The sequence below is a fragment of the Bradyrhizobium sp. MI1.4 genome (assembly GCF_055811315.1).
The window spans coordinates 211,372-235,440 of sequence record NZ_JBVVPP010000002.1; the positions used below are offsets into that span (position 1 = coordinate 211,372).

17 protein-coding genes are annotated in these 24,069 nt (G+C 64.8%); 10 read left to right on the forward strand and 7 right to left on the reverse strand.

Going from position 1 to position 24,069, the window contains the following annotated elements; all coding sequences use genetic code 11:
* Positions 1-33: 33 nt before the first annotated feature.
* Positions 34-1,224: a pimeloyl-CoA dehydrogenase large subunit gene (pimC, locus tag AC0L23_RS03330; protein ID WP_018454712.1), complete on the reverse strand. Its 1,191-nt coding sequence runs from the start codon at positions 1,222-1,224 to the stop codon at positions 34-36.
* A 158-nt stretch (positions 1,225-1,382) separates the two neighbouring features.
* Here pimC (AC0L23_RS03330) and pimC (AC0L23_RS03335) point away from each other — a divergent pair, with 158 nt between their 5' ends.
* The 6 genes from pimC (AC0L23_RS03335) (at position 1,383) to AC0L23_RS03360 (ending at position 9,962) form a co-directional block, all read left to right on the forward strand.
* Entirely contained in the window at positions 1,383-2,573 is a 1,191-nt protein-coding gene (gene pimC / locus AC0L23_RS03335; RefSeq protein WP_018454712.1) for a pimeloyl-CoA dehydrogenase large subunit, read from the forward strand.
* 132 nt (positions 2,574-2,705) lie between these two features.
* Positions 2,706-3,848, forward strand: a complete 1,143-nt coding sequence (pimD, locus tag AC0L23_RS03340; protein WP_085361631.1) for a pimeloyl-CoA dehydrogenase small subunit — start codon at positions 2,706-2,708, stop codon at positions 3,846-3,848.
* 148 nt (positions 3,849-3,996) lie between these two features.
* Positions 3,997-4,770: an SDR family NAD(P)-dependent oxidoreductase gene (locus tag AC0L23_RS03345; RefSeq protein WP_085361630.1), complete on the forward strand. Its 774-nt coding sequence runs from the start codon at positions 3,997-3,999 to the stop codon at positions 4,768-4,770.
* A gap of 368 nt (positions 4,771-5,138) precedes the next feature.
* Complete coding sequence (gene glpK / locus AC0L23_RS03350; RefSeq protein ID WP_018454709.1) at positions 5,139-6,641, forward strand: glycerol kinase GlpK; 1,503 nt, start codon at positions 5,139-5,141, stop codon at positions 6,639-6,641.
* Between the two features lie 46 nt (positions 6,642-6,687).
* Positions 6,688-9,135 carry a penicillin acylase family protein gene (locus tag AC0L23_RS03355; RefSeq protein ID WP_085361629.1) on the forward strand — a complete coding sequence of 816 codons (2,448 nt, stop codon included), beginning with the start codon at positions 6,688-6,690 and terminating at the stop codon, positions 9,133-9,135.
* A gap of 221 nt (positions 9,136-9,356) precedes the next feature.
* A complete protein-coding gene (locus AC0L23_RS03360) occupies positions 9,357-9,962 on the forward strand; it encodes a GNAT family N-acetyltransferase (protein ID WP_085361676.1) in 606 nt (201 codons plus the stop codon).
* A 166-nt stretch (positions 9,963-10,128) separates the two neighbouring features.
* Here the strand turns inward: AC0L23_RS03360 and AC0L23_RS03365 are convergent, their stop codons facing one another.
* The gene (locus AC0L23_RS03365; protein WP_085385090.1) at positions 10,129-11,076 is read right to left on the reverse strand and encodes a threonine/serine dehydratase; all 948 of its coding nucleotides are present in this window, start codon (positions 11,074-11,076) and stop codon (positions 10,129-10,131) included.
* 157 nt (positions 11,077-11,233) lie between these two features.
* On the opposite strand from AC0L23_RS03365, the gene AC0L23_RS03370 reads away from it, so the two are divergent.
* Positions 11,234-11,863, forward strand: a complete 630-nt coding sequence (locus tag AC0L23_RS03370; protein WP_085361627.1) for a glutathione S-transferase family protein — start codon at positions 11,234-11,236, stop codon at positions 11,861-11,863.
* 6 nt (positions 11,864-11,869) lie between these two features.
* Here AC0L23_RS03370 and AC0L23_RS03375 read toward each other — a convergent pair whose 3' ends face one another.
* From AC0L23_RS03375 to metF, 3 genes are all read right to left on the reverse strand, one after another.
* On the reverse strand, positions 11,870-12,877 hold the full coding sequence (locus AC0L23_RS03375) for a DUF3592 domain-containing protein (protein ID WP_085351836.1): 1,008 nt from the start codon (positions 12,875-12,877) through the stop codon (positions 11,870-11,872).
* Positions 12,878-13,326: 449 nt separating this feature from the next.
* Positions 13,327-17,190 carry a methionine synthase gene (metH, locus tag AC0L23_RS03380; RefSeq protein WP_085361626.1) on the reverse strand — a complete coding sequence of 1,288 codons (3,864 nt, stop codon included), beginning with the start codon at positions 17,188-17,190 and terminating at the stop codon, positions 13,327-13,329.
* A 6-nt stretch (positions 17,191-17,196) separates the two neighbouring features.
* Positions 17,197-18,117 (reverse strand): methylenetetrahydrofolate reductase [NAD(P)H], encoded by a 921-nt coding sequence (gene metF, locus AC0L23_RS03385; protein ID WP_085351721.1) that lies wholly within the window; start codon positions 18,115-18,117, stop codon positions 17,197-17,199.
* A 399-nt stretch (positions 18,118-18,516) separates the two neighbouring features.
* Here metF and AC0L23_RS03390 point away from each other — a divergent pair, with 399 nt between their 5' ends.
* Positions 18,517-19,530: an LLM class flavin-dependent oxidoreductase gene (locus AC0L23_RS03390; protein WP_085351722.1), complete on the forward strand. Its 1,014-nt coding sequence runs from the start codon at positions 18,517-18,519 to the stop codon at positions 19,528-19,530.
* Between the two features lie 45 nt (positions 19,531-19,575).
* Here the strand turns inward: AC0L23_RS03390 and AC0L23_RS03395 are convergent, their stop codons facing one another.
* Complete coding sequence (locus AC0L23_RS03395; protein ID WP_085351723.1) at positions 19,576-20,421, reverse strand: prephenate dehydratase; 846 nt, start codon at positions 20,419-20,421, stop codon at positions 19,576-19,578.
* A 21-nt stretch (positions 20,422-20,442) separates the two neighbouring features.
* A complete protein-coding gene (locus AC0L23_RS03400) occupies positions 20,443-21,183 on the reverse strand; it encodes a 3-deoxy-manno-octulosonate cytidylyltransferase (protein ID WP_018454699.1) in 741 nt (246 codons plus the stop codon).
* A gap of 219 nt (positions 21,184-21,402) precedes the next feature.
* Here AC0L23_RS03400 and AC0L23_RS03405 point away from each other — a divergent pair, with 219 nt between their 5' ends.
* Both AC0L23_RS03405 and AC0L23_RS03410 read left to right on the forward strand, forming a co-directional pair.
* Positions 21,403-21,957 carry a c-type cytochrome gene (locus tag AC0L23_RS03405; RefSeq protein ID WP_018454698.1) on the forward strand — a complete coding sequence of 185 codons (555 nt, stop codon included), beginning with the start codon at positions 21,403-21,405 and terminating at the stop codon, positions 21,955-21,957.
* 209 nt (positions 21,958-22,166) lie between these two features.
* Positions 22,167-24,068: an extracellular solute-binding protein gene (locus AC0L23_RS03410; RefSeq protein ID WP_085351724.1), complete on the forward strand. Its 1,902-nt coding sequence runs from the start codon at positions 22,167-22,169 to the stop codon at positions 24,066-24,068.
* Position 24,069: the final 1 nt, after the last annotated feature.

Genomic DNA, 24,069 nt, shown 5'->3' on the forward strand with positions numbered 1-24,069 from the left:
CCATGACGGTGAGTGCGTGTTGATGGTGTACGATCAAAGCCCCAGCACCGCCTTGGCGATGATGTTGCGCTGGATCTCGTTGGAGCCGCCGTAGATCGAGACCTTGCGGTTGTTGAAATAGCTCGGCGCGATCTGGGCGGTCCAGTCCATGGCTTCGTTCGAGCCGTCGTCGCCGTGCACGTCATAGGGTGCCGCGAACGGGCCGATCACCTCCATCAGCAGCTCGGTGGTGGTCTGCTGGATCTCGGAGCCCTTGATCTTCAGCACCGAGGAAGCCGGATTGGGCTTGCCTTTGCCGTGCTTGCCTTCGTCGGCGACGACGCGGAGCTGGGTGAGTTCGAGCGCCTTGAGCTCGATCTCGCAGGCCGCGAGCTTGTCGCGGAAGGCCGCGTCCTGAATGATCGGCTTGCCGCCGGATTCGACCTTGGAGGCGAGATCGCGGATGCGGCGGAGCCGCTCCTTGGAGACGCCGACCCGCGCGATGCCGGTGCGCTCATTGCCGAGCAGGAATTTCGCGTAATCCCAGCCCTTGTTCTCCTCGCCGATCAGGTTCTCGATGGGCACTTCGACGTCGTCGAAGAACACCTCGTTGACCTCGGCGCCGCCGTCGATGGTCTGGATCGGGCGCACCGTGACGCCCTTCGACTTCATCGAGAACACGATGAAGGAGATGCCCATCTGCTTCTTGGCGGACGGGTCGGTGCGGCAGAGGCAGAAGATCATGTCGGCGTGCTGGGCGAGCGTGGTCCAGGTCTTCTGGCCGTTGATGATCCACTTGTCGCCCTTGCGCTCGGCCTTCGTCTTCAGCGAGGCGAGGTCGGAGCCGGAGCCGGGCTCGGAGAAGCCCTGGCACCACCAGTCGTCGACATTGGCGATGCGCGGCAGATACTGCTTCTTCTGCTCTTCATTGCCGAAGGTGTAGATGACGGGACCCACCATGCTGACGCCGAAGGCGAGCGGCTGCGGCGCCGGATAGGACTGCAGCTCCTCGTTGAAGATATAGTGCTGCACGGAGGTCCAGCCGGTGCCGCCATATTGCTTGGGCCAGTGGCTGACGCCCCAGCCCTTCTTGTTGAGGATGCGCCACCACGTCACCATCTCGTCCTTCGAGAGGTGGCGGCCCTCGACCAGCTTGCGCCGCGTATCCGGCGGCACGTTGTCGCGGAAGAATGACCGCACTTCCTCGCGAAACGCCTGCTCTTCTTTCGTGAATGCGAGATCCATCGGATCCTCCTGTGAATGTGTCGTCCCGGCGAAGGCCGGGACCCATACTCCGCAGCAGGAGTGTGGCACGCGAACAACAATGGCCTTCGCAAACCAACGAAGGCCGGTGGTTATGGGTCCCGGCCTTCGCCGGGACGACACATTCACAGGAGGATCCGATGGATCTCGCATTCACGAAAGAAGAGCAGGCGTTTCGCGAGGAAGTGCGGTCATTCTTCCGCGACAACGTGCCGCCGGATACGCGGCGCAAGCTGGTCGAGGGCCGCCACCTCTCGAAGGACGAGATGGTGACGTGGTGGCGCATCCTCAACAAGAAGGGCTGGGGCGTCAGCCACTGGCCCAAGCAATATGGCGGCACCGGCTGGACCTCCGTGCAGCACTATATCTTCAACGAGGAGCTGCAGTCCTATCCGGCGCCGCAGCCGCTCGCCTTCGGCGTCAGCATGGTGGGTCCCGTCATCTACACCTTCGGCAATGAAGAGCAGAAGAAGCAGTATCTGCCGCGCATCGCCAATGTCGACGACTGGTGGTGCCAGGGCTTCTCCGAGCCCGGCTCCGGCTCCGACCTCGCCTCGCTGAAGACGAAGGCCGAGCGCAAGGGCGACAAGTGGATCATCAACGGCCAGAAGACCTGGACCACGCTCGCCCAGCACGCCGACATGATCTTCTGCCTCTGCCGCACCGACCCGTCCGCCAAGAAGCAGATGGGCATCTCCTTCATCGTGTTCTCGATGAAGTCGAAGGGCGTCACGGTGCGCCCGATCCAGACCATCGACGGCGGCGCCGAGGTCAACGAGGTGTTCTTCGACGACGTCGAAGTGCCCATCGAGAACCTGATCGGCGAGGAGAACAAGGGCTGGGATTACGCGAAATTCCTGCTCGGCAATGAGCGCACCGGCATCGCGCGGGTCGGCGTCTCCAAGGAGCGGCTCCGCCGCATCCGCGATCTCGCCTCCAAGGTCGAATCCGGCGGCAAGCCGATCATTCAGGACGCGGCCTTCCGCGACAAGCTCGCGGCCTGCGAGATCGAGCTCAAGGCGCTCGAACTCACCCAGCTCCGCGTCGTCGCCGACGAAGGCAAGCACGGCAAAGGCAAGCCCAATCCGGCTTCCTCGGTGCTGAAGATCAAGGGCTCCGAGATCCAGCAGACCACCACCGAGCTGCTGATGGAGGTGATCGGCCCGTTCGCGGCACCCTATGACGTGCACGGCGACGACGGCTCGAACGAAGCCATGGACTGGACCGCCCAGATCGCGCCGAGCTATTTCAACAACCGCAAGGTCTCGATCTACGGCGGCTCCAACGAGATCCAGCGCAACATCATCGCCAAGGCGGTGCTGGGGCTTTGATCGTACACCATCAACACGCACTCACCGTCATGGCCGGGCCTGACCCGGCCATCCACGCCTAGCGCCACGAAAGAACGTGGATGCCCGGCACAAGACCGGGCATGACGAAATCGATACCGGAGAGCAAAGAACATGGATTTTGATCTGAACGAGGAGCAACGGCTTCTCAAGGAAAGCATCGACGGCCTGTTGAGCGATTCCTACGATTTCGAGAGCCGCAAGAAGTACATGAAGGAGAAGGGCGGCTGGAGCAAAGCGGTCTGGGGCAAGCTCGCCGAGCAGGGCCTGCTCGGTCTGCCCTTCGCGGAGGCCGATGGCGGCTTCGGCGGCGGCGGCGTCGAGACCATGATCGTGATGGAGGCGCTCGGCAAGGCACTGGTGCTCGAGCCTTACCTCGCAACCGTCGTGATCGGCGGCGGCTTCCTGCGCCATGCGGGCAGCGATGCGCAGAAGGCCGCGCATGTGCCCGGTATCGTAGACGGCAGCAAGACGCTCGCCTTTGCCCAGCTCGAGAAGAACTCGCGCTACGATCTCTTCGACGTCACCACGACGGCGAAGAAGAAGGGCGACGGTTGGGTCATCGACGGCGAGAAGTTCGTCGTGCTCAACGGCGAGAATGCAGATACCCTCATCGTCACCGCGCGCACCAGGGGCGAGCGCCGCGACAAGAGCGGCATCGGCGTGTTCCTGGTGCCGGCCGACGCCAAGGGCGTCGCCAAGAAGTCGTACCCGACCCAGGACGGCCTGCACGCCGCCGACATCACCTTCACCGGCGTCGAAATCGGTGCCGATGCGGCGCTCGGCAATCCCGACGACTCGCTCGCGCTGATCGAGCGTGTGGTCGACGAAGCCCGCATCGCGCTCTGCGCCGAAGCGGTCGGCCTGATGGATGAGTCGCTGAAGACCACGGTCGAGTACATCAAGACGCGCAAGCAGTTCGGGGTGCCGATCGGCTCGTTCCAGTCGCTGCAGCACCGCGCCTCTGACATGTTCGTCGCCACCGAGCAGGCGCGATCGATGTCGATGTTCGCGACCATGGCGGGCGATTTCCAGGATGCCAAGGAGCGCAGCAACGCTATTGCCGCGGCCAAGGTGCAGATCGGCAAGTCGCTGAAGTTCGTGGGACAGCAGGCGATCCAGCTCCACGGCGGCATCGGCATGACCATGGAGGCGAAGATCGGCCATTACTTCAAGCGCCTGACCATGATCGAGAACTCGTTCGGCGACACCGACTACCACCAGCGCCGCGTGGCGGACGGTGGCGGGTTGATCTAGCTACAAGGTCGCTGTCATCCCCCGCGCAGGCGGGGGATCCAGTACGCTGCGGCTTCTCGGTTCTAGCCGAGCCGTCTCTGGAATACTGGATCGCCCGGTCAAGCCGGGCGATGACGTCTGAATAAGCGGGCTCAACGGAGCAATAACAATGAAGAACACCCCGTTCGATCTCACCGGCAAGGTCGCCGTGGTCACCGGCTCCAGCCGCGGCATCGGCCGCTCCTCCGCCGAGCTGCTCGCAAAGCTCGGCGCCAAAGTGGTGGTCTCCTCGCGCAAGGCCGACGCCTGCAAGGCAGTCGCCGACGGCATCAAGGCGGCCGGCGGCGAGGCCACCGTCATCCCCTGCAACATCGCGCGCAAGCAGGAGGTCGAGGCGCTGATCGCGGGTGCGACCAAGCACTATGGCAAGATCGACATCCTCGTCTGCAACGCCGCGGTCAACCCGTATTACGGTCCGCTGCTCGACATCACCGACGAGGCCTTCGACAAGATCATGGGCTCGAACGTCAAGAGCAACATCTGGCTCTCCGCGCTGGCGATCCCGCAAATGGCGGAGCGCGGCAACGGCTCCGTCGTCATCATCTCCTCGATCGGGGGCTTGCGCGGTTCGACCGTGATCGGCGCCTACGGCATCTCGAAAGCCGCCGACTTCGCGCTGTGTCGTTCGCTCGCCGGCGAATGGGGCCCGAAAGGCGTCCGCGTCAACTGCATCGCGCCCGGCCTCGTCAAGACCGACTTCGCCCGCGCGCTGTGGGAAGACGAAGCGAATCTAAAGCGCCGCACCGCCACCACCCCGCTCCGCCGCATCGGCGAACCCGACGAAATCGCAGGCGCAGTGGCCTACCTCGCCTCCGACGCGTCGAGCTTCATGACCGGACAGACCATCGTCATCGACGGCGGCGTGACGACGGCGGCGGCGTAACTTCTGCTCTACTTGCAATGGTGCGCCGGGCGCGCTTCACTTATCCTCCGCTAGAGGAGAGGGGCGCTTCGTGTTGCCCAGAGCGCAACGCGAGGCGGGGTGGGGTGAAGCCGCAAAGGCGGTATCGCTTGCGTCGACGAGACGGCTGCTGCTCAGAATTCGAAGCACCAACTTCGCGGATAGTCTGTCACCCCGTCCCGGTTCGCGTTCCGCTTCGCTGCATGCGAGCCCACCCTGCCCTCCAGGGGGAGGGTGGGAGGACAGCCGTCTTGACCTTCCCGCCCTAATCCGCTCCCTTTGGCGAAACACAATAGCCCCTCACCGGACAACGCCGGGAAAACGCCAAAGAAACCCCAAGGTTTGCTTCCATGTCTTTCGTCCTCGCCATCGACCAGGGCACCACCTCCTCGCGCGCGATCGTGTTTCGCGGCGACATTTCCATTGCGGCGAAGGCGCAGGCCGAGTTTCCGCAGCATTTCCCTGCCTCGGGTTGGGTCGAGCACGAGCCCGAGGACATCTGGACCTCGACCGTGACGGTCTGCCGCGACGCGATCGCGCAGGCCGGCATCGGCGCAAAGGACATCGCCGCGATCGGCATCACCAACCAGCGCGAGACCACCGTGGTGTGGGACCGCGCCACCGGGCAGGCCGTGCACCGCGCCATCGTCTGGCAGGACCGCCGCACCGCCGACATCTGCGCCAAGCTGAAAGCCGACGGCCGCGAGCCCGTGATCTCGCAGAAGACCGGCCTGATCATCGACCCCTATTTCTCCGGCACCAAGGTCGCCTGGATTCTCGACCACGTCCCCGGCGCACGGGCGCGCGCCGCGCGCGGCGAATTGATGTTCGGCACCGTCGATTGCTATCTGCTTTGGCGTCTCACCGGCGGCAAGGTCCACGCCACCGACGCCACCAACGCCTCGCGCACGCTGCTGTTCAACATCCACACCGGCCAGTGGGACGACGAACTGCTCGAGATCATCGGCGTGCCGCGCTCGATGCTGCCCGAGGTGAAGGATTCCTCCGCCCGTTTCGGCGAGAGCACGCCGGATTTGTTCGGCGGCGCCATTGCGATCTGCGGCATCGCCGGCGACCAGCAGGCCGCGACCATCGGCCAGGCCTGCTTCCGTCCGGGGATGATGAAATCGACTTACGGCACCGGCTGCTTCGCCCTGCTCAACACCGGCACCACGCCCGTGGCCTCGAAGAACAAGCTGCTCACCACCATCGCCTACCAGCTCGGGGGCAAGCGCACCTATGCGCTCGAAGGCTCGATCTTCGTCGCAGGTTCGGCAGTGCAGTGGCTGCGCGACGGCCTCGGCATCATCAAGCATGCCGCCGAGACCGGACCTCTCGCCGATCAGTCGGACTCCATGCAGAGCGTCTATCTCGTCCCGGCCTTCGTCGGCATGGGCGCGCCGTACTGGAATCCGCGCGTGCGCGGCGCCCTGTTCGGCCTCACCCGCAACACCGGCCCGGCCGAGCTTGCCCACGCCGCCCTGGAAAGCGTCTGCTACCAGACCTTTGATCTCTGGGCCGCAATGCGCGCCGACTGGCCGAGCTCGGAGGTGGCAAGCGTCGTGCTCCGCGTCGATGGCGGCATGACCGCATCCGACTGGACCATGCAGCGCCTCGCCGACCTGCTCGATGCGCCGGTCGATCGCCCCGTGATCCAGGAGACGACGGCACTTGGCGCCGCCTATCTTGCCGGCCTCGAGGCCGGCGTCTATCCCGAGCCGACCAAATTCGCCGATAACTGGCGGCTGGAGCACCGCTTCAAGCCCAACATGAGCCAGGCGACGCGCGAGCGGAAGCTTGCGGGATGGACAAGGGCGGTGAAGGGCGTGCTCGCGAGCGACGAGGGCGAATAACGGGCGCGCACGACGCGCCAAACAACAACAAACGGGAGAAACGACAATGAACACGGATCTCAACCGGGTCGTCCAAAAGCTCTGCGGTGCCGCGATCTGCGCCGCGCTGCTCACCTCGACCTCCCTCGCGCGTGAGAAGCCGGACCCGCTCGGAAGCGCGCGTCAGGTCAAGACCGACGTCGCCGGTCTCAATGCTCCCGCGCAGATTCTGGTCGATGTCTGGGGCATCCCCCACATCTATGCAGACAATGAGCACGACCTGTTTTTCCTGCAGGGCTTCAACGCCGCGCGCGACCGGCTCTGGCAGATCGATCTCTGGCGCAAGCGCGGACTTGGTCTGCTGGCTAAGGATTTCGGCCCGGCCTATGCCGAACAGGACAAGGCGCTGCGGCTCTTTCTCTATCGCGGCGATATGAATGCGGAATGGGCGGCTTACGGCCCCAAGGGGAGGACCTATGCGGAGGCATTCGTCGCCGGGGTCAACGCCTATGTCGCCGATGTGCGCGCGGGCAAGCGCCCGCTGCCGATCGAATTCAGGATCGCCGGTACCAGGCCGGATCCGTGGACGGCGGACGACATCGTCCGCATCCGCAGCCACGGCCTGACGCGCAATGTCGCCTCCGAGGTCAAGCGCTCGTTGGTCGCCTGTGCGGCCGGCCTCGATGCCGATCGGTTTCGCGTCAAGCTCGAGCCGGCCTGGACGACGAAGATTCCCGATGGTCTCGATCCCTGCAGCGTGCCGAAGGCGGTGCTGGCGCCTTACGATCTGGCAACGCGTCCGGTCGCCTTTGCCGCGCCGAAAGATCGCCAGGCCGCACTCGCGCACGATCCCGACAAGTACCTCACCGAGGCCGACCAGCAACGCGACACCATCGGCTCCAACAATTGGGTGATCGCGGCGTCGCGGACCGCGACGGGACGGCCGATCCTCGCCAACGATCCGCATCGCGAGCACAGCGTGCCGTCGCTGCGCTACATCGTCGGCCTCAATGCGCCCGGCCTCTCCGTGATCGGTGCGGGCGAGCCGGCGCTGCCCGGCATCTCAATCGGCCACAACGGCACCATCGCCTTCGGTCTCACCATCTTCAACGTCGACCAGGAAGACCTCTACGTCTACGAGCTCAATCCGGAGAATCCCAACCAGTACCGCTATGGCACTGGCTGGGAGGACATGCGCATCGTCCACGAGAAAGAGCAGGTGAAAGGCGAGAGCGATCGCGATCTCGAGCTGAAATTCACCCGGCATGGTCCGGTGATCTATGTCGATGACGCCAACAAGCGCGCCTTCGCCGTGCGCTCGATCTGGTTCGAGCCCGGCACCTCGGCCTATTTCGGCTCCTCCGACTACATGACCGCGAAGGACTGGAACGGATTCCTCGGCGCAATGCGGCGCTGGGGCGCGCCGTCGGAGAATCAGGTCTATGCGGACACCAAGGGCAATATCGGCTGGGTCGCCGCCGGCAAGACGCCGCGGCGCGCCAACTATGATGGCCTGATGCCGGTGCCCGGCGACGGCCGCTACGAATGGCAGGGTTTTCTCTCGCTCGACGAACTGCCCAAGGCCTATCAGCCCAAGCAGGGCTTTCTCGCCACCGCCAACCAGATGAACCTGCCGGCGGATTATCCCGTCAGCGAGCGCAAGGTCGGCTTCGAATGGGCGGACAGTGCGCGCTGGCAGCGTATCACCGAGGTCCTGAAGGCCAACAGCAAGGTGACGCTGGCCGATGCCATGGATCTGCAGAACGACGACACCACGATGCTGGGCCGGCGGCTGGTCAAGCTGTTGCAGCCGCTCACTTCGGACGATGCCAACGTGAAGAAGGGCCTCGAACTGCTCAAGCCCTGGAATGCCCGTGATGCCGCCGACAGTGCCGCTGCTGCGGTGTTCGAGGTCTGGATCGCCAATCATCTTGGACCGGTACTGTTGAAGACCACGGCGCCCAAGGCCGCCGACCTGATCGCGCCCGAGGCGTCGAGCATTTCGGCGCTTGTTGCCTTCTTGGAATCTCCAGACGCGTCGTTTGGCTCCGATCCCGCCGCCGCGCGCGACCAGATCCTGCGCGACAGCCTCGGCGCCGCGGTGGCCGATGTGACGGCCAAGCTCGGGGCCGATTCCTCAACCTGGCGCTGGGGCCGCCTGCACGTCGCAAAATTCGACCATGCTCTGATGCCGCTTGCCGACAAGGCGACGGCCGCTCAGCTCTCGGTCGGTCCGCTGGCCTACGGCGGCGCGGCCAATGTGCCGCGCGCGGCCACCTACCGCCGCACCGATTATCAGCTGTTCGCCGGCGCCTCGTTCCGCATGGTGCTCGACGTCGGCAATTGGGATGCGAGCCGCACCATCAACACGCCGGGCCAGTCGGGCGATCCCTTCAGCGGCCACTATCGCGACCTCGCGCCGCTGTGGGCGACCGGCCAGTATGTGCCGCTGCTCTACAGCCGCGCTGCGGTCGAAGCGGCGGCGGCGGAGGCGATCACGCTGACGCCGCGGTGAATGAGGCGTATCCACAAACTCCGCCGTGGGGGGGGGGGGGGGGGGGGGGGGGCCGGGGGGGGGGGGGGGGGGGGGGGGGCGGGGGGGGGGGGGGGGGGGCCCCCCCCCCCCCCCCCCCCCCCTCACCCCCCCCCCCCCCCCCCCCCCCCCCCCCCCCCCCCCCCCCCCCCCCCCCGACCCGGAATGTGTGGCCGGCGCTCAGCTTCAAAGGGACGCATCCCATGATCCTCCCCGACGGCTATTCCGACATCCCCGCCGGCAAGATCGCCGCCGTCGTTACCCATCTCGAGATGACCGCGCGCCCCGCGCGCCGCGCCGATCCGCCCGGCGCTCCATCAGGTCTTTGGACCCTGCGCAAGGTCGATACCCCCGCGCTTCATTGGTATCGCGACCTCCATCGCCGCGTCGGCGAGGAGTGGTTGTGGTTTTCGCGGGCGCGCATGAACGATGCCGAGCTCGCTGCCGTCATCCATGCGCCGGGCGTCGAGGTCTATACGCTTGTCGTGGACGGCCGCGATGAAGGCCTGCTGGAGCTGGACTTTCGCGAGGCCGGCCAGTGCGAGCTGGTGTATTTCGGCGTCACCGCAAAACTGATCGGCAGTGGTGCCGCCCGCTTCATGATGAACCATGCACTTGAAATCGCATGGTCACGCGATTTGTCCCGCGTCTGGGTGCACACCTGCACCTTCGATCATCCGTCGGCCGTTGCGTTCTATCAGCGCTTCGGCTTCCGCCCGTTCCGCCGCCAGATTGAGATCGCCGACGATCCGCGGCTCGATGGCACGGTGCCGCGGACGGCGGCGAGGCATATGCCGATCATCGGATAGTGCAGAGCTGCCTCCTACCCGTCATTGCAAGGAGCCCTTGCGACGAAGCAATCCAGTCTGTTTCCGCCGAGAGATACCGGATTGCTTCTCTGCGCTCGCAATGACGGAGCGTGGCACCGTCGTCCCTTTTCATTCGGGCTACGCGCTCCAGATCATGCGAAGCTCGCTAGCTGTTGAAATTCACCGCATTGGTGTTGGCGCCACAAACCAGTACCGCGACCCGCTCGCCGGGTGAGGGGCGATAGCGACCGGAGAGCAAGGCGGCAAATGCGGCGGCGCCGCCGGGCTCGGCCACCAGGCGCAGGCTCGACCACAAGGCCGACTGCGCCTGCTTGATCGCGTCGTCGGCGACCAGGACGACCCGCTCGACATGGGCCCGCGCAATCGGAAACATCAATTGTCCGACACGTCGCGGGGCGAGACTATCGGCGGCGATGCCGCCCGCCGGCGCATCGATCGGCGCGCCTGCCGCGAAGGCGGCGTGAAGCGTTGGCGACTGCTCCGGCTCGACCGCGACGATGCGCGTCCTGCCGGCACTCCAGGCCGCCATGCCACCGATCAGGCCGCCGCCGCCGACTGCAACCAGCACCGTGTCAATGCCCGGTGCATCCTGCTCCAGCTCCATTCCGACACTGCCCTGACCGAGCAAGGTCTCGACCTGGTCGTAGGCATGCACCGCCATGGCGCCGGTCTGCGCGACATGGGTTTCGCTTGCGGCGAGCGCGTCGGCATAGCGGCTGCCCGCAATCACGAGTTTCGCGCCATAGCCTCTGATACGCTCGGCTTTGGCCGGCGAGGTGATCTCGGGCACGAAAATCGTGGCCGGGATGCCGAGCCGCTGCGCCGCATACGCCACCGCCGCGCCGTGATTGCCGCCCGATGCGGCGACGACACCGGCTTCCGGCAGCCGGCGCAACAGCAGGTTGGCGAAGGCACCCCGCGCCTTGAACGATCCGGAATGCTGCAGCATCTCGAGCTTGAACGTGACGGGAGAAGCCGGCAGGCCAAAATCGGCGAGATCGGCCTCAACGAGCGGCGTGCGCCGTATGTGCGGACGGATGACGGCCTCGGTCGCCGCGATCCGCTCCCGATTGATGTCCATTGTTGCTGTCATGATGCCGTCCTTGATAACGCATCCGGCAGCCGCTGTCGCGGCGCCGTTGCATGCAGCGCAATGCTCCACTTCCATGATTTTGCTTGCGCCACTGCGGCCTTGCCGTGGAAACTGATCGGCCCTGCCTCGTCCAAAAGCCAGAGAAGAGCGCAAAACCATGTTCCTGATCGGCCAATATGATTCCCCCTTCGTCCGCCGCGTCGCGATTGCGCTGCGGCTTTACGGCCTCGCCTTCGAGCACAGGCCGTGGTCGACCTTCGGCGACGCCGACAAGATCGCGCCCTATAATCCGCTGCGCCGCGTGCCGACGCTGGTGCTCGACGACGGCGAGGCGCTGATCGAGAGCACGTTCATCCTCGATTATCTCGACGAGCTCGCCGGGCCGGAGAAGGCGATGCTGCCGCGCTCCGGCGCCGAGCGCCGGCGTCACTTGCGCATCTGCGCGCTCGCGTCCGGCCTCGGCGACAAGGCCGTGAGCCTGCTCTACGAACGCGTGCTGCGGAAGGAGCAGCTTACGCTGTGGGTCGAGCGCTGCCAGGCGCAGATCGCGGACGTGCTGAAAGCGCTGGAGGCCGAGCGCGCCAAGGTGACCACGCCGTACTGGCTGGGTGACCGCATCGGCCACGCCGATATTGTGGTCGCCTGCGTCGTCCGCTTCACCCGCGAGGCCCATCCGCAGTTGTTCGAGCCGTCGCGCTATCCGGCGCTGTCGGCGCATGCCGATGCGTGCGAGGCGCTGGCGCCGTTCAAGGAGATCGTGCAGCCCCTGGCACCGCCGAAGGGGTGATCGCCGCTATGCGAACCCGACCTTGATCAGGATCGTCAGGAAGAGGCCGCCGACAACCGCGCAGACCGCGGCACCGATCAGCGGCCCCAGCGCGCCTCCCCGGCTTGCAGGCTCCAGCACGGCTTGTTCGGGCTGGTCCGGATCGTAGTAGACCTGGACGCTCTTCCCAGGCCGATATTTCGCCGCGGCCTCTTCGGCGACCTCGCGCAGGCCGGAGATCATGGTGCCGTTCCAATCGACTTCGGTGCCGATGAAGTCGCGCTTGCCGACCCTGTAGGCGTAGCGCAGGTCGACCTGATAGCGGTGGACGAGCTTTGAAGTCGTTGGTCGATTGTCGTGCTCGGTCTTCTCCTCGACGATTTCCTCGATCACGTCGCAATGGGTGACCCTGCCCGACGCGGTCGGCCAGCGCAGGCTGGCGCTCGCCAGCCGGCGCGTCCGGACATAATCGGCGGCGAGGAACACCCCGCCCACGAGCACGATGATCGGCACCGCGAACGCGAACAGCGGGACGCCCTTGTCGGCGTAGAGCACGTGGCCCGCGAACGAATGCGCGGTCAGGGTGGCGGCGATGACGCCGAACACCATTGTGAACGCCACCAGGGCCGCGACGTTCTGCGCGGCGGCAGGCTCCAGCAGCGCCTCTGTCGGTTGCTTCGGATCGACATGGACCTCGACATGGGCGCCGACCGGATAGCGTCCGGTCAGTTTTGCGGCCAGGACCCTCGTCGTGATGACGGTGCCGCTGACAAAGATCTTGTCGCCTTCCAGCTCCTGGCCGCCGGCCTGATAGCGATAGCGGATGATGGGCTTGGCGTCGTTCCGATCGTCCGAGGAATGCGCCGTCGGCTGGTCGACCCGGGAGACCGTGATGATGCCCTCCACCTTGTCCCAGCTCCGCGCCGCCACCATCCGGCCCCGCATGCGGACCAGGTTGAACAGCGTCAATCCAAACAGCAGCACGGCGATGCCGGCGGCAATCTGTGTCCACATCAATTGTTGGGCGTTCAGCATCCGATTCCCCTGCGCTTCGGCGGCGACCGCCATTGGTCGCGGCGAACGCGCTTTGCGTTCGATGCTGTGCGTTGCCCCAGCACATGCCAGGCATAGCTTCACCAATGTCGTCCTGGCGAAAGCCAGGACCCATTGCCCCAGCGGGTCATTTGGCGAAGATTGGTCGTTCGGTATTGCCTGCGATGACCACCAATGGATCACCCGGTATGGATGGCTTTCGCCAGGACGACAGCGAACGTGTGGCACGCGCCGTGATGGCGACTGGCGAGGGAGTATCAAACGGGCACGGTCGGCGATGATGGAATGTTACAGGTGTTTTGCCCGACGCCGCAAGCGATTTCGGTAATATCGAAAAAATCATTCGGTAGCGCCGAAAAAATTATCGAGCTTTTTCAACCCCATGCCTACTGTGCATGGGGTTGATTTTTCATTTTCTGTTTGGAGGGCGCCTAACCCGCGCCCGCGCGCTTCTTCTGCCAGACCAGGTGCACCGCGCAGGTGCAGCCCGGCGGATGCGACGCAAGCTCCTTCGACGTCTCGTCGTTCGCCGGCGTTGCCGTGAACGCCCCCTTGTCGCTCGCACCCTCTCGCGTCGGGATGTAGTTCAGAATCGGCGCGAGCCAGCGCTCGGTCTCGGCGACGCTCATGCCCTTGCGCGCAGCATAATCCTCGACCTGATCGCGCTCGATCTTGCCGACTCCGAAATAATAGCTCTCTGGATTGGCGAGATAGAGCCCCGACACGGAGGAGCCCGGCCACATCGCATAGCTCTCGGTCAGCTTCACGCCGGCGGTGTTCTCGGCATCGAGCAGCTCGAACAGCGTGGCCTTCTCGGTGTGATCGGGTTGCGCGGGATAGCCGGGGGCGGGACGGATGCCCTGATACTTTTCGAGGATCAACTCGTCGGTCGAGAGCGCCTCGTCCGGCGCATAGGCCCAGAACTCGCGGCGGACGCGGGCATGCATGCGCTCGGCGAAGGCTTCGGCCAGGCGGTCGGCCAGCGCCTTGCACAGGATCGACGAGTAGTCGTCATTGGCCATCTTGAACCGGTCGGCGACCACATCCTCGCCGATGCCGGCGGTGACGACGAAGCCGCCGACATAATCGGGCACGCCGGTGTTGGCGGGCGCGACGAAGTCGGACAGCGCCGCGTTGAAACGGCCCTCGCGCTTCTCGAGCTGCTGGCGCAGCGTGTGCAGCGTCGCGATCGTCCTGGTCCGGCTCTCGTCGGCATAGAGCACGATGTCGTCGCCCTGCGCATTGGCCGGCCAGAAGCCGACGGTGGCGCGCGCGCGGAACCATTTCTCCTTGACGATCAGGTCGAGCATCTTGCGCGCGTCGTCGTAGAGCGAGCGCGCAACTTCGCCGACCTTGGCGTCGTCGAGGATGGCAGGGAAGCGCCCGGCGAGCTCCCAGGTCTGGAAGAACGGCGTCCAGTCGATATAGGGCACCAGCTCGGCGAGATCGTAGTCGTCAAAGCTTCGGGTGCCGAGGAAGGTCGGCTTCACCGGCTTGTTCGCGGTGAAGTCGACCGGCACGCGGTTGGCGCGGGCGGTCGCCAGCTTCAGCCGCTTCTTGTCGGCCTGGGCGCGCATATGGGCGTCCGAGATCTTTGCGTATTCGGCGCGGACTTCGGCGGCATAGGCCTCGCGCCTCTCGGGCGACAGCAGCGCCGACGCAACACCGACGGCGCGGCTGGCGTCGTTGACATGCACCACGGGGCCTGCGCGATAGCTCGGGTCGATCTTGACCGCGGTATGCACGCGGCTCGTGGTGGCGCCGCCGATCAAGAGCGGCAGCTTGAGGCCTTCGCGCTGCAATTCTGCGGCGAAGAACGCCATCTCGTCGAGCGAGGGTGTGATCAGGCCGGACAGCCCGACGATGTCGGCCTTCTCCGCCTTCACCGTCTCGACGATCTTGGCCGCGGGCACCATCACGCCGAGGTCGATGACCTCGTAATTGTTGCACTGGAGCACGATGCCGACGATGTTCTTGCCGATGTCGTGGACGTCGCCCTTGACGGTCGCGAGCACGATCTTGCCGGCGGACGAGGAGCCTTCCGTGCCGATGCCGTTGGCGAGATTGCGCGCCTTCTCCTCCTCCATGAACGGCATCAGCCAGGCGACAGCCTGCTTCATCACGCGGGCCGACTTCACCACCTGCGGCAGGAACATCTTGCCGTCACCGAAGAGATCGCCGACCACATTCATGCCGGCCATCAGCGGTCCCTCGATCACGTCGAGCGGGCGCTTCGAAGCCTTGCGGGCCTCTTCGGTATCCTGCTCGATGAACTCGGTGATGCCGTGCACCAGCGAATGCGACAGCCGCTTCGCCACCGGCCATTCGCGCCAGGCGAGATCGGCTTCCTTGGTCTGAGTCTTGTTGCCGCGGAATCTTTCCGCAAGCGCCAGCAGACGCTCGGACGCACCGGGGTCACGGTTGAGGATGACGTCCTCGCACACCTGGCGCAATTCGGGATCGATATCGTCATAGACGATCATCTGCCCGGCATTGACGATGCCCATGTCCATGCCGGCCTTGATGGCGTGATACAGGAACACCGAGTGCATGGCCTCGCGCACCGGCTCGTTGCCGCGGAACGAGAACGACAAATTGGACACACCACCAGAAATGTGCGCGCCCGGCAGATTCTTGCGGATCCAGCGCGTCGCTTCGATGAAGTCGACGCCGTAATTGTTGTGCTCCTCGATGCCGGTTGCGATCGCGAAAATATTGGGATCGAAGATGATGTCTTCCGGCGGGAAGCCGACGCGGTTCACCAGGATGTCGTAGGCGCGCTTGCAGATCTCGGTCTTGCGGGCGAACGTGTCGGCCTGGCCGACCTCGTCGAACGCCATCACCACGACAGCCGCGCCGTGACGGCGGGCGATCTTGGCCTCGTGAATGAACTTGTCCTCGCCTTCCTTCATCGAGATCGAGTTGACGACCGGCTTGCCCTGCACGCATTTCAGGCCGGCCTCGATCACGGAGAATTTCGAGCTGTCGACCATTACGGGGACGCGGGCAATGTCGGGCTCGGCGGCGACGAGGTTGAGGAAGGTCACCATCGCCGCTTCCGAGTCCAGAAGACCCTCGTCCATGTTGACGTCGATGATCTGCGCGCCGTTCTCGACCTGGTCGCGCGCGACCTGCAGCGCGGCGGTGTAGTCGCCGGCGGTGACCAGCTTGCGGAAGCGGGCGGAGCCGGTGACGTTGGTGCGCTCGCCGACGTTCACGAAGGGAATGGCGTCGGTCAGGATGAACGGCTCGAGGCCGGAGAGCCGCAAGCGAGGTTCGATCTCCGGCACGATGCGCGGCTTGTGCGGCGCGACCGCAGCCGCAATCGCCGCGATATGGTCCGGCGTGGTGCCGCAGCAACCGCCGACGATGTTGACGAGGCCATCGCGCGCGAACTCGCCGACCAGGCGGGCCATGTATTCCGGGGTCTCGTCATACTGGCCGAACTCGTTGGGCAGGCCGGCATTGGGATAGGCGCAAACAAGCGTGTCGGCGACGCGGCCGATATCGGCGATATGCGCGCGCAGATCTTCCGCGCCGAGCGCGCAGTTGAAGCCGATGGTGACGGGCTTGGCGTGCTGGACCGAATGCCAGAACGCTTCCGGCAACTGGCCGGACAGCAGGCGGCCGGACTTGTCGGTGATGGTGCCCGACACCATCACGGGCATGTCGATGCCACGTTCTTCCGTGATCTCGGCGATCGCGTACAGCGCCGCCTTGGCGTTCAGCGTGTCGAAGATGGTCTCGACCAGCAGCAGATCGACGCCGCCGTCGAGCATGCCGTTGATCTGCTCGCCATAGGATTTGCGCAGGTCGTCGAACGTGACGGCGCGGTAGCCGGGATTGGACACGTCGGGCGAGATCGAGGCGGTGCGGTTGGTCGGTCCGATGGCGCCGGCGACGAAGCGCGGCTTGCCGTCCTCGGCCTCGACGCGGCGTGCGGCGTTGCCGGCGAGGCGGGCGCCTTCTCGCGCCATCTCGTAGACGATGTCGGCGAGATCGTAATCGGCCTGGGCAATCGAGGTCGTGGAGAAGGTGTTGGTCGCGACGATGTCGGCGCCGGCGCGCAAGTAAGCGGCGTGGATGTCCTCGATCGCCTGCGGTTGGGTCAGGATCAAGAGGTCGTTGTTGCCGCGCAAATCGCGATGGAAGTTCTTGAATCGCTCGCCGCGGAAGGCGGCCTCGTCGAACTGGAGATTCTGGATCATCGTGCCCATGGCGCCGTCGAGCACGAGAATGCGCTCGCGCGCGGCGTTGAGCAGGGCGGTTCGCTTGGGAGAGGTGGATACGGTCATGGTGTCTTAAGCCGCCTTCTGCGCGCTCTTGGCGCGGATGCCGAGCAAATGGCTGATCGCGAACACGAGATCGGCGCGGTTCATGGTGTAGAAATGGAAGGTGTCGACGCCGTGCTTGGCCAGCTTCTGCACCTGGCCGGCCGCGACGGTCGCCGCCACCAGCTTGCGGGTCTCGGCGTCTTCGTCGAGCCCCTCGAATTTCGCGGCGAACCAGTCCGGCACGGAGGTGCCGGCGCGGGTGACGAAGGCTCTCGCCTGCTTGAAATTATGCATGGGCATGATGCCCGGCACGATCGGGATGTTGATCCCGCGCGCGCGCACGCGGTCGAGATAGCGGAAATAGAGGTCGTTATCGAAGAACACCTGCGTGATCGCGCGGGTCGCACCTGCATCGACCTTGGCCTGCAGCGTGTCGATGTCATCGTCGAAGTCGCGCGCCTCGGGATGCTTCTCAGGGTACGCCGAGACCGACACCTCGATATCGCCGTGCCGCTTCTTGATGCCGGCGACGAGGTCGGCGGAGCTCTGGTAGCCATCGGGATGGCTGGAATAGGCCGTGCCGATGCCGCCCGGGGGATCGCCGCGCAAGGCCACGATGTGGCGGACGCCGACCTCGTGATAGCGGTCGACGATCTCGTCGATCTCCCCGCGGGAGGCGCCGACGCAGGTCAGATGCGCGGCCGGCAGCAGCGCGGTTTCTTTCAGGATGCGCGAGATGGTCGCGTGGGTCCGCTCACGGGTCGAGCCGCCGGCGCCATAGGTCACCGAGACGAATTTCGGGTCGAGCGGGGCCAGCCGGTTGATGGTGTCCCAGAGATTGCGCTCCATATCTTCGGTCTTGGGCGGAAAGAACTCGAAGGAAATCGCAGGCCGCTTCAGGTACCCGTCTTGCCCGCCGGTGTGGGCAGGCATTGTCGCGTCAGTCATGGGCACCACTCACTCTCCAAGGGCGCGCCGGGTCGTTGGCGGCCGGCGGTCAGGTCTAGATTGCGAAAGGCCAAGATAAGCCAAAGCGGCCGCATCCGACAGCCCATCGGTAATGGGAAGTGGCCCACTTTGGCGGTGTTGGCATAAAATATTCGGTGATTTAGAATCGAAGTGGGAAGCTCGGTTTGGTATAAAAAGATAAATATATCAGCCAAGTAGGGAGAACTTGCGGATTAACTGGCGCAATATATTTAGTGGGCAATATGAAACTCATGTTGCCAGATTGATTATTGTCCCAACGCCGCGGCGCGGGTCCGGAGCGCGCGGGCCCTGGCCTGCACGTCAGATCTGCGCGCCCTCCCATTGCCGCCGCGCTGCCCTCCACTACGTTAGCGCGCCATGATCCCGCTCTCAGTCCTCGACCTCTCCGTCGTCACCACCGGCACAAAGCCCGCCGCGGCGCTGCGCAACAGCATCGACCTGGCGCGCCATGTCGATGGGCTCGGCTATGTCCGCTATTGGCTCGCCGAGCATCACAACCTCGCCTCCGTCGCGAGCCCGGCGCCCGACGTGATGATCGGGCAGATCGCGGCGGTGACCAAGCACATCCGCGTCGGCTCCGGTGGCGTGATGCTGCCCAATCACGCGCCGCTGGTCGTGGCCGAGCGCTTCAAGATGCTGGAGGCGCTGTTTCCGGGCCGCATCGATCTCGGCCTCGGCCGCGCCCCTGGCACCGACGGCGCCACGGCCTATGCGCTGCGCAGCCGGCTCGACCGTCGCGAAGGCGACGATTTCCTCGAGCGGCTGCACGAATTGATCCTGTGGCAGACCCGGGAATTCCCCTCGGGCCATCCCTATCACAACGTCGTTGCGATGCCCGACGATACGCCGTTGCCGCCGATCTGGCTGCTCGGCTCCAGCGATTATTCGTCGGAGCTCGCCGCGCAAATCGGCATGGGGTTCGCATTCGCCCATCATTTTGCGTCCCACGATGCGATCGATGCGATGGTGCATTATCGCAATCGTTTTCAGCCCTCGGCCTGGAGTGCGAGCCCGCGCGCGATCCTCGCGGTCGCCGTCATTGCGGCCGACACGGATGACGAAGCCGAAAAGCTCGCCGCGTCTTTCGACCTCAACCGCCTGCGCCGGGACCGCGGCCAGTATCTTCCGTTGCCGAGCGTCGAAGAGGCGCTGGCCTATCCCTATACCGACTCGGAGCGCGCCTCGATGCGGCGCAACCGTTCCCGTCTGTTCGTCGGCAGCCGGGCAACCGTGCAGAAGACGCTGCAGCCGTTGATCGATGCGAGCAAGCCGGACGAGTTGATGGTGATTACCGCCGTGTACGATCACGGGGCACGAAAGAAATCATATTCGCTGCTGGCGGAGGCGTTCGGGCTTAAGGCGGTCGGATAAGGCTCTGGTGCTCCGGCTCGCGCTCCGCGCGTCCGGGACACGAATCTATTCCATCGTCGCGCGGAACGGGTGCCCCGGATACACGCCAACGATGCGGAATTCGCGTGAGAAGAATTTCAGCTCCTCGATCGCGAAAGCGAGGCCCTTGTCCTCGGGGTGGCCGTCGACGTCGGCATAAAACTGCGTGGCGAAGAAATTGCCGTCGACCATATAGCTCTCGAGCTTGGTCATGTTGACGCCGTTGGTGGCAAAGCCACCGAGCGCCTTGTAGAGCGCGGCGGGCAAATTGCGCACCCGGAACACAAAAGTCGTGACCAACGGACCGGAGCCCTGTGCGGCCCATTTCGGTTCGCGCGCGAGCACCACGAAGCGCGTGGTGTTGTGGGCCTCGTCCTCGATGTCCTCCGCGAGGATGTCGAGGCCGTAGATCTGCGCGGCGAGGCGCGAGGCGATCGCGGCGACGGACTTGTCGTTACGCTCGGAAATGTCGCGGGCGCTGCCGGCGGTGTCGGCGTGCACGATTGGCTTGATGCCAAGCTTGCGAATGATGCGCCGGCATTGGCCGAGCGCGTGCACGTGGCTCTCGACGCTCTTGATGTCCTCGAGCCTGGTCCCCTTCACCGCCATCAGCTGATGCCGGACCGGCAGAAACCATTCGCCGATGATGAAGAGGCCGGAGGCCGGCAGCAAATGATGGATGTCGGCGACGCGGCCTGCGACCGAATTCTCGATCGGAATCATGCCGAGATCGGCTTCGCCCGACGAGATCGCCGACAAGGCGTCCTCGAAGGTGGCGCAGGGCATCGGCTCGGCGTCGGGATAGGCCTCGACGATGGCGATGTGCGAATTGGCCCCAGGCTCGCCCTGGAATGCGATTTTCAGCTTGCTCATGCTCGGCCTTGTAACAGCGGCTCAGGATTTGGAAAGGATGCTGCGGGCGGTTTCCAGGTCCGCCGGCGTGTCGACCCCGCGGGGCACGGTATCGACAATGGTGAAGTCGATGCGCATTCCGGCCTCGAGCGCCCGGAGCTGCTCGAGCTTCTCCTGCAATTCCAGCGGCGACGGCGGAAGCCGGACGTAGCGCTCCAGCGCGGCACGGCGATAGGCATAGAGACCGATATGGTGGTAGCGCGGTCCGTCGCCGGTCGGCGCGGTTGCGCGGGTGAAATAAAGTGCGCGCATGCGTCTGCCGCCGAGCGAGGTTCCGATCGCCTTCACGACGCTCGGCGCGAGGTCCTCCTCCTCGGTGTGGATCTGCGACGCCAGCGTTGCGATATCCACGGCGGGGTCTTGCAGCGGCGGCAACACCTCGCGGATGTTGTCGATCGTGATGGTCGGGAAATCGCCCTGCAGATTGACCACGATCTCGGCTTTGCCGTCCGGATCGAGCTTCTGCATGGCCTCGTGGATGCGGTCGGAGCCGGACGGATGCTCCGGGCGGGTCATCACGGCCTCGCCACCATGGGCGGTCACGACGGATGCGATCTCCGCGGTGTCGGTTGCGACCGCGACCCGGCCTATCCCGGCCGCTTCGGCACGGCGCATCACGTGCACGATCATCGGCTGCCCCGCGATATCGGCTAGCGGCTTGCCGGGCAGGCGGGTGGCGGCCATGCGGGCCGGAATCAGCACCAGGATGCGGGGATCGATCATCGGTTCAAGGGCCTGGAAACGGGGCGTTTTCCGCGCCGGGAAATGGGGTGGGGACGGGGGTGAAGCCCGCTCGCTTATACGGGTTGCCAGACCCCGGGCAAACCGATATCTCAATGGCAAAACTCGGGGAAACAGTAAGGAACGTTGATTCCCCGAGGCTCGTCCTGGCGGCCGCACTGGGCCGCTCGATCCTTCTTGCGGTGTGGGGCCTGGCCGGAAATGGACTCTTTCGAACTGAACAAGATTCTCGGTGCCGTGCTCGGCACCTGTCTCCTTCTGCTGGTGACGAGCTTCACCGCCAGTGCGCTGTTCTCGCCCAAGATGCCGGAGAAGCCGGGCTTCGAGATCGCCGTGAAGGAAGACGCCGGCCATGGCAAGGAAGGCGGCGCTGCCGCCGCGGCTGCCGAGCCGATCGAAAAGCTGCTCCAGACCGCCTCGGTCGAGAAGGGCGCCGCCGCTGCCAAGAAGTGCGGCGCTTGCCACACCTTCGAGAAGGGCGGCCCGAACCGTGTCGGTCCGAACCTCTATGGCGTCGTCGGCGACCATGTTGGCGAGGGCCGCGGCGGCTTCAACTTCTCGGCCGCGATGAAGGCCAAGGGCGGCACCTGGGACTTCGATGCGCTCAACAAGTTCATCGCGAATCCCAAGGCAGCTGTCCCGGGCACCGCGATGGGCTTTGCTGGCATCCCGAAGGATAGCGAGCGTGCCGACGTGATCGCTTACCTGAACAGTCTCTCCGACAGCCCGAAGCCGCTGCCGACCGCGGCGAAGTAAGGCCTATCGACTTCGATCTTAGTACGCGGCCAGGCTGAAAAGCCTGGCCGTTTGCTTATCCGGGCCTCGCGGCGTTGTTATCGGGGCGTTTGGCCGCAGCGATCGGCCAGCTGGCCCTCCAAGATGAGGAAAAAGCAACATATTCCGTCGAAACCTCGCCTATATTGGGAACTTAAAGGAGTAGCCTCCTTCAAGACAGGAATGTTGATTTGGCCCTTACCCGACGCGATCTCCTGCTCACCGGCACTGCTGCCGCAACGCTCCCCGCCCTTGGTTCCGTAGGGGGCCTTTCCGGCGTCGGCGTGGCACACGCGCAATCCGCCAACGAGCCCACCTGGCGGCACGCGCTGTCGCTGTTCGGACAGATCAAATACCCGGCGGATTTCAAGCGCTTCGACTACGTCAATCCGGAAGCGCTCAAGGGCGGCGTCGCGCGCCAGATCGCCGTCGGCACATTCGACAATTTCAACATCGTCGTCTCCGGTGTGAAGGGGCAAGTCGCCGGTGCCGTGGCGTTCATCTACGAATCCCTCACGACGGCCTCGCTTGACGAAGTCTCGACCGAGTACGGCGCGCTGGCCGAGGCCGTCAGCCATCCGGATGATTTCTCCTTCGTGACTTACCGCTTGCGGCCGCAAGCCAAATGGCACGACGGCAAGCCGGTAACCGCGGATGACGTGATCTTCTCGCTCGATTCCTTCAAGAAGCACCACCCGCAGTACTCGGCCTATTACAGCCATGTGACGAAAGCCGAGAAGGTCGGCGAGCGCGAGGTAAAATTCGTGTTCGACGCGCCGGGCAACCGCGAACTGCCGCAGATCGTCGGGCAGCTCACGGTCCTGCCGAAGCATTGGTGGGAGGGCACGGATGCGCAGGGCCGCAAGCGCGATGTCTCCGCCACCACGCTTGAAGTGCCTCTAGGTTCCGGCCCCTATCGGGTCAAGGAATTCGTTGCCGGGCGGTCGATCGCGCTGGAGCGCGTCAAGGATTACTGGGGGCGCGACCTCGCCGCCAATGTGGGCCGCAATAATTTCGACGAGCTGCGCTATGAGTATTTCCGCGACGCCACCGTGGCGATTGAGGCATTCAAGGCCGATCAGGTCGATTGGCGCACCGAGAACAGCGCGAAGAACTGGGCGACAGCCTATGATTTCCCGGCCGTCACCGAAAAACGCGTGATCCTCGAGGAGTTCGCCAATCGCAGCTCGGGCGTCATGCAGGCCTTCGTGCCGAACCTGCGCCGCGCCAAGTTTAAGGATCCGCGCGTGCGACGCGCGCTCAATTACGCGTTCGACTTTGAGGAGATGAACAAGCAGATCTTCTACGGCCAGTACAAGCGCATCAGCAGTTATTTCGACGGCATCGATGAGCTGATGGCGACCGGGTTGCCGCAGGGCAAGGAGCTCGAGATCCTCGAGACAGTCCGCGCCGAGGTCCCGCCCGAAGTCTTCACCACGGCCTACACGAACCCGGTCGGCGGCAGTCCGGAAGCCGTTCGCGACAATCTGCGCGAGGCGCTGCGCCTGTTCAAGGAAGCTGGCTACGAGGTGCGCGAGCGCAAGCTGATCGACGTCAAGACCGGCGCCCAGTTCTCCCTTGAATTGCTGAACTCGGATCCAAGCTTCGAGCGGATCACGCTGTTCTACAAGCCGTCGCTGGAACGGCTCGGCATTGCTGTCAGCGTGCGGACGGTGGATCCCACTCAGTACGAGAACAGGACGCGCGAGTGGGATTTCGACATCGTCACTAACTCCTGGGGCGAGTCGCAGTCGCCGGGTAACGAGCAGCGCGAATTCTGGTCCTCGAAGACGGCTGACATCGCCGGTTCACGCAACATCACCGGCATCAAGAATCCGGCGGTCGACAAGCTGATCGAGCGGGTGATCTACGCCAAGGGTCGCGACGATCTCGTCGCGGCAACCAAGGCACTCGACCGCGTGCTGCTGTGGAATCACTACGTCGTACCGCAGTGGACTTATACGAAGGTGCGCACCGCGCGCTGGGATCGGTTCGGCCGGCCGGCGGAATTACCCAAATACGGTCAGTCCGGCTTCCCGTTCATTTGGTGGTACGACGCGGACAAGGCGGCGCGGATCGCAAAGAAGTCGTGAA